This window comes from Mucilaginibacter sp. P2_D11, from assembly GCF_056404435.1.
In genome coordinates, this window is record NZ_JBFUEA010000006.1 from 237,502 (window position 1) to 249,808 (window position 12,307).

The 12,307-nt window shown below is 45.0% G+C and carries 14 protein-coding genes; 9 read left to right on the forward strand and 5 right to left on the reverse strand.

The features are described 5' to 3' along the window. The first annotated feature begins 22 nt into the window (after nucleotides 1-22). Nucleotides 23-760, forward strand: a complete 738-nt coding sequence (gene pssA, locus AC1DXC_RS11380) for a CDP-diacylglycerol--serine O-phosphatidyltransferase (protein WP_477459274.1) — start codon at nucleotides 23-25, stop codon at nucleotides 758-760. Between the two features lie 30 nt (nucleotides 761-790). Next, on the forward strand, nucleotides 791-1,045 hold the full coding sequence (gene purS, locus AC1DXC_RS11385) for a phosphoribosylformylglycinamidine synthase subunit PurS (RefSeq protein ID WP_477459275.1): 255 nt from the start codon (nucleotides 791-793) through the stop codon (nucleotides 1,043-1,045). A gap of 165 nt (nucleotides 1,046-1,210) precedes the next feature. On the opposite strand, the gene AC1DXC_RS11390 is transcribed toward purS, so the two are convergent. Beyond that, complete coding sequence (locus AC1DXC_RS11390; RefSeq protein ID WP_477459276.1) at nucleotides 1,211-1,588, reverse strand: Hpt domain-containing protein; 378 nt, start codon at nucleotides 1,586-1,588, stop codon at nucleotides 1,211-1,213. Between the two features lie 16 nt (nucleotides 1,589-1,604). After that, a complete protein-coding gene (gene folK, locus AC1DXC_RS11395) occupies nucleotides 1,605-2,090 on the reverse strand; it encodes a 2-amino-4-hydroxy-6-hydroxymethyldihydropteridine diphosphokinase (protein WP_477459277.1) in 486 nt (161 codons plus the stop codon). 91 nt (nucleotides 2,091-2,181) lie between these two features. On the opposite strand from folK, the gene sppA reads away from it, so the two are divergent. Further along, nucleotides 2,182-3,978, forward strand: a complete 1,797-nt coding sequence (sppA, locus tag AC1DXC_RS11400; protein WP_477459278.1) for a signal peptide peptidase SppA — start codon at nucleotides 2,182-2,184, stop codon at nucleotides 3,976-3,978. A gap of 52 nt (nucleotides 3,979-4,030) precedes the next feature. On the opposite strand, the gene AC1DXC_RS11405 is transcribed toward sppA, so the two are convergent. Then, on the reverse strand, nucleotides 4,031-4,588 hold the full coding sequence (locus AC1DXC_RS11405; RefSeq protein WP_477459279.1) for a hypothetical protein: 558 nt from the start codon (nucleotides 4,586-4,588) through the stop codon (nucleotides 4,031-4,033). A 108-nt stretch (nucleotides 4,589-4,696) separates the two neighbouring features. Further along, nucleotides 4,697-5,413 (reverse strand): hypothetical protein, encoded by a 717-nt coding sequence (locus AC1DXC_RS11410; protein ID WP_477459280.1) that lies wholly within the window; start codon nucleotides 5,411-5,413, stop codon nucleotides 4,697-4,699. Between the two features lie 92 nt (nucleotides 5,414-5,505). On the opposite strand from AC1DXC_RS11410, the gene AC1DXC_RS11415 reads away from it, so the two are divergent. The 6 genes from AC1DXC_RS11415 (at nucleotide 5,506) to AC1DXC_RS11440 (ending at nucleotide 11,172) form a co-directional block, all read left to right on the forward strand. Next, nucleotides 5,506-5,994, forward strand: coding sequence for a hypothetical protein (locus tag AC1DXC_RS11415; protein ID WP_477459281.1), 489 nt, complete (start codon nucleotides 5,506-5,508; stop codon nucleotides 5,992-5,994). Nucleotides 5,995-6,664: 670 nt separating this feature from the next. Then, nucleotides 6,665-8,341 (forward strand): helix-hairpin-helix domain-containing protein, encoded by a 1,677-nt coding sequence (locus AC1DXC_RS11420; protein ID WP_477459282.1) that lies wholly within the window; start codon nucleotides 6,665-6,667, stop codon nucleotides 8,339-8,341. A gap of 115 nt (nucleotides 8,342-8,456) precedes the next feature. Then, complete coding sequence (rfaE2, locus tag AC1DXC_RS11425) at nucleotides 8,457-8,966, forward strand: D-glycero-beta-D-manno-heptose 1-phosphate adenylyltransferase (RefSeq protein ID WP_477459283.1); 510 nt, start codon at nucleotides 8,457-8,459, stop codon at nucleotides 8,964-8,966. Nucleotides 8,967-8,976: 10 nt separating this feature from the next. After that, complete coding sequence (locus AC1DXC_RS11430) at nucleotides 8,977-9,942, forward strand: glycosyltransferase family 9 protein (RefSeq protein WP_477459284.1); 966 nt, start codon at nucleotides 8,977-8,979, stop codon at nucleotides 9,940-9,942. 66 nt (nucleotides 9,943-10,008) lie between these two features. Further along, nucleotides 10,009-10,626, forward strand: coding sequence for an outer membrane beta-barrel protein (locus AC1DXC_RS11435; RefSeq protein ID WP_477459285.1), 618 nt, complete (start codon nucleotides 10,009-10,011; stop codon nucleotides 10,624-10,626). Nucleotides 10,627-10,695: 69 nt separating this feature from the next. Continuing rightward, nucleotides 10,696-11,172, forward strand: coding sequence for a SixA phosphatase family protein (locus AC1DXC_RS11440; protein ID WP_477459286.1), 477 nt, complete (start codon nucleotides 10,696-10,698; stop codon nucleotides 11,170-11,172). On the opposite strand, the gene dprA is transcribed toward AC1DXC_RS11440, so the two are convergent. Then, entirely contained in the window at nucleotides 11,169-12,269 is a 1,101-nt protein-coding gene (gene dprA, locus AC1DXC_RS11445; protein ID WP_477459287.1) for a DNA-processing protein DprA, read from the reverse strand. The two genes, AC1DXC_RS11440 and dprA, sit on opposite strands and share 4 nt — an antisense overlap. Between the last annotated feature and the right edge of the window lie 38 nt (nucleotides 12,270-12,307).

The window sequence follows — 12,307 nt, forward strand, 5'->3', positions numbered from 1 at the left end:
AGTTATACCTTCATAACCGATTATGAGGAGGCAAGTAAAAAAACATCTTCCAAATGCCATTACCTGCGCAAACCTGTTTAGTGGCTGCGTAGGTATCGTATTTGCGTTTCAGGATAACCTGGTAATAGCGGCTTATGCCATTTTTTTGGCGGCAATCTTCGATTTTTTCGATGGGTTTGCTTCGCGGGTGCTAAACTCCACATCGTGCATAGGCAAGGATCTGGATTCGCTCTCGGATATGGTGAGCTTCGGCGTATTGCCATCGGCAATCGTGTACGAGTTGCTTTCGCGTTCGCCACAGATACCCGGCATTGGCGAATATGTTAATTACGCAGCCTTTTTGCTAGCGGTATTCTCTATGCTGAGGCTGGCCAAATTCAACAGTGATACCCGCCAGGCCGATAGCTTTATAGGTCTGCCTACGCCTGCCAACGCTATCCTAATCGCATCTATACCGCTTATTATGCAGCAGTACGATGCGCTTAGCCGTTACATACTCAATCCTTACGCCATTTTGGTTTTCATTGCTTTGATGTGTACACTGCTGGTGGCCGAGATTCCGCTAATGTCGCTCAAATTCAAGAACAGCGATTTCAACAAAAACTTTTACCGTTATTTATTGCTGCTGTTTTCGGCAATACTGATACTATTTTTTAAATTTGCGGCAGTTCCGGTGGTTATTGTAATGTATATCACCCTATCGTTAATCCAACTAAAATTTGCCGACGATACTATCCTAAGCAGAAACAAACACGCTTAGCGTAGTATTTTCCTAAAAACAAGTACACAGATGAAAAAATTCCTGGCCGAAATAGATGTAATGCCGAAAAAAGAAATCCTGGACCCGCAAGGCAAAGCCGTAACCGGCAGCATGAAAAACCTGGGTTTATCAGAAATACAGAACGTACGCATTGGCAAGCACATCTCCCTGGAAATTGAAGCCGACAGCACCGAAACCGCCAGCGCCAAAGTAGACCAGGCCTGCAAAAACCTGCTGGCCAACCTTATTATGGAAAGCTACAGCTTTAAGCTGGAAGAAGTTTAGGGAAGAGGCAAGAAATTAGAATCAAGAATCAAGATAGAAGGCAGGTTACCTACGGATAGTTTGTTGTAAATAAAAAAGAGGCGATCATATAAATGGTCGCCTCTTTCGTTATATCAGGAATTCTTTTGTCTTGATTCTTGACTCTTAATTCTTGACTCTTGATGTTTAAAGATTCGCTTCCTTCTCTGCCTTAATTTTTTCGAGCTCTATCAGGTTTTTGTTTACCATGGTTTTTACCATGTTAAATGTAGCGATGATTTCGGGCGGGTTAGCGGCGCCTTGCTTGCAGGCTATCTCCACTTCCTGTATGGTAGCCTGGCACCACGGCATGCCAAAAAAGCCCAGGTTTGGTTTCAGTTTGTGCGATGCTTGTGCGGCAACTACCCAATCTTGCGCATCTATCGCAGCGGTTATGCTGGCAAGCAATTGCGGGGTTTGATCTAAAAACATGCCGATAGAATCTACTATAAATTCATCGCTGCCATCGGCAATTTCGTATAAAAAATCAAGATCGAGGTCTTGTGCTGGTATGTTATCGGCCATCGTTCGGGTTTATATTTCAAAAGTATAACTTTTTTACAATCAAGCTGTCTTTTAAGTCTTTTTTGAGTGCTAAAATGTTTTTACCCAGCACGGGATGAATCATCTGTGGGGAAAGTTCGGCCAGGGGTTCCAGCGTGAAACGGCGGTTGTGCAGTTGTGGATGGGGCACCACCAGGCCCGGCTCGTCAATCACCTCATCTCCATAAAATAAGATATCGATATCGATAATACGCGAACCCCATTTTACCTCGCGCGTGCGGCCCATCTGCAATTCTATAGCCAATATCTTTTCCAGCAGCTTTCGGGCCGGCAGGCTCGTTTGTAGCTGTATCACCTGGTTAAGGTAATCGGGTTCATCGGTTTTGCCCCATGATTGCGTTTCGTAAATGGCAGAAACCCTTGTTACCTCCGAAATTTGTTGCCGGAGGTGCTCAATGGCCTGTTGCAAATGCAATTGCCTGTTGCCCAGGTTGGTGCCCAATAGTAAAAAAACGTCAATCATGTTGTAACAAATATCACATACCCGGCTCTTAATAAAGGTTAAGCAGGGCTATTTTAGTAAGTTTGCATATATAAATGATTTATAACAGTTAATGAAAGAATTCTTCAAATTTGTGTTCGCCACCGTTGTGGGTATCATCATTTCTACCGTAATTTTTGGGGTGCTGTTCGTCCTGCTCATCGTGGGCCTTATTACAGCGGCCAGTTCAGACAAAGTAGCTGATGTTGACTCAAACTCTATCCTGCACATCAAAATAGATTACCAGATAAACGAACGCACCGCAAATAACCCTCTTGCCGCCATCGGTTTCCTGGGTTTCGACGGCGAAAAATCATTAGGGTTGAACGATATCCTCGCCAGCATTAAAAAAGCAAAAGACGACAGCAATATAAAAGGCATCTTTTTAGATGAAAGCTATATGATGCAGGGCCAGGCTACTACCGAGGAACTGCGCAACGCACTTCTCGACTTTAAAAAGTCGGGCAAATTTGTGGTTGCCTACTCCGAAATTTACACCCAGGGCTTTTATTACCTGGCTTCCGTTGCCGATAAAGTGTACCTAAACCCCAAGGGCATCATCGAATTCAAGGGCTTCAGCTCTGAGGTTACCTTTTTAAAAGGTGCGCTGGATAAGCTGGGCATAGAGGCGCAGATTATCAAAGTGGGCACTTACAAAAGCGCCGTAGAGCCATTCTTCCTCACTAAAATGAGCGACGCCAACCGCGAGCAGGTGACCTCGTACCTGGGTTCTATGTACGATCATTTCCTTACCGGCATTGGCAAGAGCCGCCATATCAATAAAGATTCGCTATTCAATTATGCCAACACCGGTCGCATACAGGAGCCGGAAGATGCTTTGAAATACAAGCTTGTTGACGGGCTGAAATACAAAGACGAAATTTTAAACGAACTGAAACGCCGTACCGATATTAACGAGAAAGACGACCTGCACAGTGTCGAACTGGGCGAATACGTTAAAAGCAGCCCTAAAGACGACGGCAAAGACGATGACGATAAAAAGCCTTACTCTAAAAACCGCATTGCGGTAATATACGCCTCGGGCGAAATAAGTGGCGGCGATGGCGACGATAACAGCATCGGCTCCGAAAAAATATCAAGGGCCATACGCAAAGCCCGTACCGATGATAAGATAAAAGCAATCGTTTTGAGGGTGAACTCTCCGGGCGGCAGTTCGCTGGCATCTGACGTGATATGGCGCGAGGTAATGCTGACCAAAAAGGTAAAACCCATCATCGTTTCTATGGGCGATGTTGCTGCATCGGGCGGGTATTATATCGCTTGCGCGGCGGATTCTATCTTTGCCGAGCCGAACACCATCACGGGTTCTATAGGCATCTTCGCAGTACTGCCCAACATGCAGAAGTTTTTTAACGATAAGCTGGGTGTTACTTTCGATGGTGTAAAAACCGGCAAGTATGCGGATTTAGGCGATGTTAGCCGTCCCCTTACTCCCGAAGAACGCGCCATGTTGCAAAAAAGTGTGAACCGCGGCTACGATACCTTCACCAAAGCTGTTGCCGATGGCCGCAAAAAAACGCAGGCCTATATCAACTCCATCGGTCAGGGCCGTGTGTGGACAGGCCAGCAGGCTTTGAAGATTGGACTGGTTGACCGCCTGGGCAACATCAGCGATGCCGTTGCATCTGCCGCAAAGAAGGCTAACCTGAAAGATTACCAACTGGTAAGCTACCCCGAGCAAAAAAGTGTATTGAGCAAATTGGGCCAGGGTTTCTCCGCTCAGATGAGCGCACACTTCGTAAAAGCCGAGCTTGGCGAAAACTATAAATACTACCAGCAAATAAAAGGCGTAACCCAAATGATGCGCACCCCACAGGCACGCATGCCTTACGAAGTGGTGATAAGATAATTTTGTGTTTAAATATTTTGATGGAAAAGCTGCCTGTGAGGGTGGCTTTTTTTTATTGAGACGTAGTATCGAACCATCTTAGACAGTCTGTTGCATTTACTGCCACAGCTATATTTATTTGCTCCTCAAATTTCTCGGGTATCCAGCAATACATCAGCCTACTATGTTCATCGTCAGTTAAATAAAACCACGTATCTATCGGCGGACAGTCAAAAATGTCAATTAGTCCATCAGAGTTAGCTTCGGAACATCCATCAACTACAGTATTATCGACCTCTGCTACCAGTATTTTACCTTTACAACTCGTCTGCAGTTTATCCAACTTCACCACATGCATTTTATTGGCTAATTGTTGGTCAAACAAATCGTTATAAATCACCATATCGTCGTCTCTCCATGGATCGACCGACCAGCCCGCTTCAAAATAAGTCTTGATTTCCCCGTCATATTCTCCCGGTTTAAAGGAAAATGCCTTTTGACCATTATAATCCGGGTTAAAACTCCTCAATATTTCGGCTGCTGATTTATCCGCATTAATTAACTGCATTTCGCAATAAACTTGCGTTAGCAATAGGTTTTGGGCGAATATTTCATGGTCGATGTTGTGCATATGAGCGTTTCGGCGTATCAACCACAAAATACGTAAAGATTGAATAGAACTAGTTACTCGAATTTCACGAATTTTCACCTGCGAAGAATCATTCCTAACTCATCAAAATCAACCTTCATAATTATGGAACTCGACCCAACAAAGTAATATAATCAAGAGCAGAACAGCGCAAACTATTGGGAATATGTAACGCCTGTCGGGCATGTATTTTTCATGAGGTTGATATTGATATTCACGATGGATATTCTTAACTCCAGGCTCTTTGCTACAATCAATATGCCGTGGATTGTCCTGCCAATTGAAAATATTCAACATGTTTACATCAATTCCCTCATTCACCAATTCAACAAAACGTTCCGGTATCCAGGCATATAACCTCCTGGTAAACTCCAATTGCACAATATAAAACCATGTATCTACAGGTGGGCAGTCATACTCATCTATAAACCCAAACGATTCTGCCTCTGAAGCACCATCAGGTATAGATTGATCGATATCTGCAATTAATATCCTCCCGGAGTAGTTTGAAGTTACATCGAGGGTAGTTACCATTATCCTTTTATTTAGCAACTGCAGCTCAAACAAATCGGTATAAAATGATTCTTTATCATGGTCAAAAGGGTAGACAGCAGATTGAGCTGATTGATATACCGGTGCTGAATACTGCCCCTTTACAAAAGTGTACAACGGTTTGCCATCATACTCCGGGTTAAAACTTCTAAATATTTCCGCCGGAGATTTATCTGCATTTGCAAGCTGCGTTTCGCAATAAGCTTGCGTTAGCAGCAGGTTTTGGGCGAATATTTCATCGTTGATATTATGCATATGAGAGTATCGATTTATCAACCACAAAATACGTAAAGACTGAATAGAACGACACGATTATTCGAGTTTTTTGCTGCGGCGCTTGGCTAAACATGGATTATTACTTAGTTTTAAGCAAGATGAAATATCCATTAGATTTCTACACCACACACAACCAATTCTATATCTACGACAAAGATTCACCGGGTGATACCGCATCAGACAACTTTTGGACGGCGGAAGCTTTTGATGATAGGTTAGCAATTGAGAATGGCATTTTAGGAGTCGGACTTGAATGTTATGGTCAGGTTAAAGCGGAGGTAGAAATATTGAATCGCTTTAACGAAAATATTATTTTGGCTGATTATGACCATGTAGTTGAGGGTGGCATAATAATAAAATCCGGATTTATTCAAATCCTTGATTGCCCCGATTCAAGTGTTCAATTAGAATTGCCTGTAGAACCCGGTGCATATCGTGTACGCATTTATTCTTCAAATTTAGCATCAGTAGATGGCGACAACGGAGACGACTTTTATAGAATCGAAATTTGGCCTGATTCGGACTTAAAGAGAACAGTTTTAAAACGTTATTCCATATAGGCTAAATAAACATCTGTGCACCCGCGAATTTGAGTTAACAAGAATTTGAACGAGTTGGAGCGAATGTCATTAACTAAACGACAAATCAATCCCTGTCTTCAGCGTTAATTCCCCTATTTTCAATTATTTATAACTCCTGATTCACCTTCACATTTGTATATGTATATTTAATTATGATTAAAGCATTCAAAACAAGCACATACTTGTTTTTATTCATTGCGATAACGTTATGCATTTACGTCAACTATTTTGCTCCAATAAAAGACAGGTTAGATCCGTTTGTATTTGGTATTTACAGTAGTTGGCTTTGCCTTGCTATTTTTATAGCTTTCGTTTTATATATTCTAATGATTAAAATTAAATCTCAGACAGCAAAAAAATTCCTTGGAATCGTAGCATACCTGTTTTATTTTTTTACGACTTATAAAATGATAGGCATTATTCTCTTTCCGAAATTGCTGTTCTTTTAACCGACTATTCTTTCCAATTACGCTATCGTCAATTAATCTCTGCGCGCTCTGCCGTTAAAATCCAAACCACACTCCAGCTCTGTGCCCCTCTGCGCCTCCTCCGTGCTCGCTGCGGTTAAAAAACAGATATGCGATAATGTTGTTCAATAATAAAAGGCATTTTTGCCCCTGCCTTTTGTATTTTTACCGCAAACCAATTTATGGAAAATAAGCCCGTAGCCCGTACGCTCCGCCTGCTGTCGCAATTGATGGAATTGCACGAGGCCAACCCCTTCAAAATAAAATCGATAGCCAACGCGGCTTTTAAGGTTGATAAGCTCCCCTTCCCTATTGCCGGTAAAACCGTTGCCGAGCTGGAGAAGATAGACGGCATAGGCAAGAGCCTCGCGGCAAAAATTGCCGAACTGCTGGACACCGGCACCATGGCCGAACTGCAGGAAATGCTGGATAAAACCCCCGAAGGCATCGTAGAGATGATGGGCATCAAGGGCATAGGTGCCAAAAAAGTGGCCACCATTTGGAAGGACCTGGGCATAGAAAACGTAGGTGAACTTTATTACGCCTGCAACGAAAACCGACTGATAGAAGCCAAAGGCTTCGGACTGAAAACACAGGACGAGATACGCAGGCTCATCGAGTTTCGGATGGCGGGGAACGGCAAATTCCTGTACGCACAGGTGGAGGAAGAAGCCAATCTGCTGATGGACGAAATAAAAGGCATTTTCCCGGAAGCGCTGAAACATTTTGCAGGAGAATTTCGCCGGCGGAATGAAATTGTAACGGAACTAGTCATCGTTGTCGGTAGCCTCAACCAGCAAGTTGCATTTGATGCCCTTGCAAAATCGGAAATTTTACAGAATGTGAGCTTGAATGGAGACCACATTGGCGGCGAACTGAAAAACGGGCTGCTGGTTGATATTATTTGCGTGGATAAAGCAGAATATTATAAAGAATTATTCATCAATACCGGCTCCGACGAGCACGTAGAGGCTGTATTAGCCCTCATGACCGAAGAATTGGAGGAACCATCGAGCGAGGAATTTATCTATCAAAAAGCCGGGCTGACCTGGATGCAGCCCGAACTGCGCGAAGGCGATACTTTTATCGAACGGGCGGCTGCAAACAAGCTACCCAAGCTGATTACCTACCACGACCTCAAAGGCACCCTGCACAACCACAGCACCTGGAGCGACGGCGTAAACACCGTAGAAGAGATGGCCCTTTACTGTCGCGATCAGTTGAAGCTGCAATACCTGGGCATGTGCGACCATAGCAAGAGCGCTTTTTACGCCAAGGGCCTCAGCATAGAGCGTGTGCTGCAACAGCACGAGGAAATAGACCATCTCAACAAAAAACTGGAGGGATTCCGTATATTCAAGGGGATCGAATCGGATATATTGAACGATGGCTCGCTTGATTACCCCGACGAGATATTGCAACGCTTCGATTTCATCGTCGCATCGGTACACAGCAACCTAAAAATGGCCGAAGATAAAGCCACCGCACGACTGATAAAAGCTATCGAAAACCCGTACACCACGATATTGGGGCACCCCACTGGCAGGCTGCTTTTGAGCCGGAAAGGCTATGATATCGACTGTAAAAAAGTGATAGATGCCTGCGCTGCCAATAAGGTAATTATCGAAATAAATGCCAACCCCGTACGCTTAGATCTCGACTGGCGCTGGCACCAATACGCTTTGGAAAAGGGTGTTATGCTATCCATCAACCCGGATGCACACCGCAACAGCGGTTTCCTGGATATGGAGTACGGCGTAAATGTGGCCCGCAAAGGCGGTCTCAGCAAAGAAATGTGCCTGAATGCGCTATCTTTGGAAGAAATTAAAAAGATTTTTGAAGCGAAGAAACCGAAATAAACATACAATCCTGAATCTTGTATCGCGCAAAGACGCAAAGGCGCCAAGATTAAAAACCACTTTGCGTCTTTGCGCCTTTGCGAGAAATTACTCAGGCGATAACAGTATATACCCCATGCGCCACAACCTCGAACAAACCCTCTTAGATAAAATAACCGATACCCCTACCCTTGCGGCCCGCATACAGGCCTGGAAGGCAGAGGGTAAAAAGATAGTATTCACCAACGGTGTGTTCGATCTGCTGCATTTAGGCCATATTACTTACATGGCCAAAGCGGCCGAACTTGGTGATAAACTGGTCATCGGACTTAATGCCGATGCATCTGTAAAGCGACTGAAAGGCGAAAGCCGCCCCGTTAACGACCAAAGTAACCGCGCCGCATTACTGGCCGCCCTGTTTTTTGTTGACGGCATCGTACTATTTGAAGAAGATACCCCGCGCGACCTCATCGTTACCCTGATGCCTGATATTTTGGTAAAAGGTGCCGATTACACCATCGAAAACATTGCCGGGGCCAAAGAAGTACTGGCCAATGGCGGCGAGGTGAGAACCATCAGCCTGGTAGAGGGCTACTCGTCCACATCCATCATCAACAAAATACGGGCAAATAGCGTAACCGGGTAATATTACCAAGATGAAAATACTGGTTATCCGCTTCAGTTCGATGGGTGATATTATTTATACCACGCCTGTTGTTCGCTGTATCAAAAAGCAGGTGCCCAATGCCGAGGTGCATTTCATTACCAAACCAGCTTTTCAGTACATCTACAACAACAACCCTTACCTGGATAAACTGCTGCTGCTGAAGCCCACCCTGGCCGAAACCATTGCGAATATCAAACAGGAAAAGTACGATTACATTATAGATCTGCACAACAACCTGCGCACGGCCGTCATCAAAATGCGCACGGCCGTTAAATCGTACACCTTCAAAAAATACACCATCCGCAAATGGCTCAGCCTTAAGCTAAACCTCAAGCTGGTGCCCAACACCCATATTGTAGACCGTTATTTAAAAGCCGCCGAACCACTAGGCGTTACAAACGATGGCAGACCGATAGACTATTATGTTGGCGGGCACCAATTGGAGGATCTGCTTCCGACCAGTCATCAAAACGGTTTCATAGCATTTATTATAGGCGCAACCCATTTTACCAAACGCCTGCCCAACTCAAAAATCATCAGCATTTGCCGGGAAATAAACTTGCCCGTTGTGCTGCTGGGCGGTAAGGACGTAAAGGCCAATGGGGATGAAGTGGCCGCCGCACTGGGCCCTAAAGTATATAACGCCTGCGGAGTAACCTCGCTGGATGAGTCGGTTTTCCTGGTATCAAAAGCCCAAAGTGTAATCGGTTTCGATACCGGCTTAACCCATATTGCCGAAGCTTTCGACAGACCCATCGTATCTATCTGGGGCGGCACCGTGCCCGATTTATTGGGCGTACAACCCTATATGGTAAAGGATGCTTTGGTGGCCGGTACCGATATCGGCTGCCGCCCCTGCTCCAAATTCGGGTTGGAGAAATGCCCGCTGGGTCATTTTAAATGCATGGTTGATATGCCCGAGGAACCTATAACCGCCTTCGTAAATAAAAGGTAAATTTGCTTTCATCGCAATTTCATCTTTTATTATTTAAATTAGCTGAAATTTAAATCTTTACCACATATGAGAAAATTAATCTTTACAGTAGCGCTTGCTTCTGCAGCGTTATTCGCATCTGCGCAAATCCCAAAACTTGGAATTAAAGGCGGCGTAAATTTTGCCAACGTATCTCAATCAAGCGGAAGCTTTTCGTTTTCGCCCGGTTCTTTAACTTCATTTTCGGTAGGCGTATTTGCCGATCTTAAAGCCGGTGCTATTTCTATCCAGCCCGGCCTGTTTTATACCGGTAAAGGTTACAAATTTGATGAGCAAATAAGCAATACCAGCCAAAAGTTTCAGTTATATTATTTGCAGGTGCCTGTTAATATTGTTTATCATGCCCCAATTGTAGTCGGAAATATTTATTTCGGTGCCGGCCCCTTTGCGGCTATGGGTATCTCCGGTAAAGATAAATCGACCAGCGGCGGCACAACAACCGAAACGGATGTGAACTTTGGAGACGGGGTTGACGATGTAAAAAAGACCGAATTTGGCATACAAGGCATAGCCGGTTTGCAGCTTAAAGGCGGTTTCCTTATCGGCCTAAGCTACGATCTTGGTCTTTCTAATTTATCAAACGATAGCAGCAGCGGTACCATAAAAAGCAAAGTATTCGGCGTTTCGATAGGTTTTACTTTCTGATAAAGAAATTGCCAAAATGGCAAAAGAGGAGCAATTTTTGCTCCTCTTTTTTTTATACTTTTAAAACCGATGAAAAAGCTACTACTGATACGCCATGCCAAAGCCACCCACGAAAGCGGCTACACCGATTTTGAACGCCCCCTTACCGAAAAAGGCATTAAAGGGGCCGAAGCCATGGCTTCACATTTGCAGGAAAAAGGCATCATCCCCCAGCTTTTTGTCACCAGCCCGGCCTTACGCACCCACACTACCGCAAATATTTTTACCGATACGTTGAAGCTGAATCCCGCAACCATTATAAAGGCGATTTATGAGGCAGGCGAACCTACCTTAATGCGCATCATCAATGAGTTACCTACCGAGCAAGATTTCATAGCCCTTGTTGGGCATAACCCCGCCGTAGAACAAATACTCTATACTTTAAGCGGCGCCATAAAAGAAGTGCCACCGGGTACCGTGGCGCTGATTGAGTTTGATTTGGATAGTTGGGAAGAAATTTATGAGGATTCGGGAAAACTCACCTATTATGATAACCCAAAGATTTAATTGATGCAATAAGCTTTGCCCGGCAACGAGCGGATGAAGCCCTGCAATTCCATCTCCAATAAAGCCATAGCCAATTGGCTTACGGGCATATTGGTTTTGATGCTCAAATCGTCTATAGCCAATGGCGTTTTGTTCTCGCGGATGATATCGTAAATATTCCTTTCGCCGGGCGATAGGTCGATAGGCAAAACCAGTTGTTCTGGTGCACCTTTCAATTCCCCCTTTTTTTCCCAGCCGAGGCTGTAGGCCAAATCGGCAACGCAGGCAAGCAATTGTGCTTTGTTATTGCGTATCAAAAAGTTGCATCCTTCAGAGTATTCGTCCCCCAGTCTGCCGGGGAAGGCAAATACGTCGCGGTTATAGGTATTAGCAATTTCGGCGGTTATCAATGCGCCGCCTTTTAAGCCTGCCTCCACCACTACAGTAGCATCGGCCATGCCGGCAACAATGCGGTTACGTTGCGGGAAGTTCTCCCTATCGGGATTGGTGCCCGATGGGTATTCGGTAAGCAGGCCGCCATTCTCCAGCATCTTATCGGCAGTAGCGCGGTTTTGCGAGGGGTACATCCTATCGAACCCGTGCCCCAGTACGCCCACTGTGGGTACTCCCGCCCGCAGGCACTCTTTATGAGCCGCCACATCAATACCCAGTGCCAGGCCGCTGGTAATCATAATATGGTATTCCTGCAATTCTTCAACCAGCTGCTTGCATAGTTGCTTGCCGTAATCGGTAGCGTTGCGGGTACCTACTATGCTGATGATACGCGGCACATTGAAGTTGGCGTTGCCCCGCGAGTATAACAACAAAGGTGCGTCGTGGCAGTTCTTCAAGCGCCTTGGGTAGCGTGCATCGGTATAAAAAAGCACGTCGATATCGTTCCTTTCGATGAAATTCAGCTCCGCTTCGGCCCGGCGCAGAGCCTCATCAAAATCGGCCTGGCCCAGCGTTTTTGCACCAACGCCCCTGGCTTTGCTCAGCGAAGATTTGGATAAGCGGAATATCTGCTCGGCATCGCCAAACTGGCTCATCATAGATCTGGCCAGTACGGGGCCTATCTTTTTAATAAATGTTAAAGCAAGCTGATGATGTAACGACATAGTTTTGGATGCCCTAAAGTAGCAATAATCCTAATATT

Bases quoted from the DNA above. Each gene is read 5' to 3' on its own strand.
- pssA (WP_477459274.1), top strand. From the start codon at position 23: ATGAGGAGGCAAGTAAAAAAACATCTTCCAAATGCCATTACCTGCGCA.
- purS (WP_477459275.1), top strand. From the start codon at position 791: ATGAAAAAATTCCTGGCCGAAATAGATGTAATGCCGAAAAAAGAAATC.
- AC1DXC_RS11390 (WP_477459276.1), bottom strand. From the start codon at position 1,588: ATGGCCGATAACATACCAGCACAAGACCTCGATCTTGATTTTTTATAC.
- folK (WP_477459277.1), bottom strand. From the start codon at position 2,090: ATGATTGACGTTTTTTTACTATTGGGCACCAACCTGGGCAACAGGCAA.
- sppA (WP_477459278.1), top strand. From the start codon at position 2,182: ATGAAAGAATTCTTCAAATTTGTGTTCGCCACCGTTGTGGGTATCATC.
- AC1DXC_RS11405 (WP_477459279.1), bottom strand. From the start codon at position 4,588: ATGCACAACATCGACCATGAAATATTCGCCCAAAACCTATTGCTAACG.
- AC1DXC_RS11410 (WP_477459280.1), bottom strand. From the start codon at position 5,413: ATGCATAATATCAACGATGAAATATTCGCCCAAAACCTGCTGCTAACG.
- AC1DXC_RS11415 (WP_477459281.1), top strand. From the start codon at position 5,506: ATGGATTATTACTTAGTTTTAAGCAAGATGAAATATCCATTAGATTTC.
- AC1DXC_RS11420 (WP_477459282.1), top strand. From the start codon at position 6,665: ATGGAAAATAAGCCCGTAGCCCGTACGCTCCGCCTGCTGTCGCAATTG.
- rfaE2 (WP_477459283.1), top strand. From the start codon at position 8,457: ATGCGCCACAACCTCGAACAAACCCTCTTAGATAAAATAACCGATACC.
- AC1DXC_RS11430 (WP_477459284.1), top strand. From the start codon at position 8,977: ATGAAAATACTGGTTATCCGCTTCAGTTCGATGGGTGATATTATTTAT.
- AC1DXC_RS11435 (WP_477459285.1), top strand. From the start codon at position 10,009: ATGAGAAAATTAATCTTTACAGTAGCGCTTGCTTCTGCAGCGTTATTC.
- AC1DXC_RS11440 (WP_477459286.1), top strand. From the start codon at position 10,696: ATGAAAAAGCTACTACTGATACGCCATGCCAAAGCCACCCACGAAAGC.
- dprA (WP_477459287.1), bottom strand. From the start codon at position 12,269: ATGTCGTTACATCATCAGCTTGCTTTAACATTTATTAAAAAGATAGGC.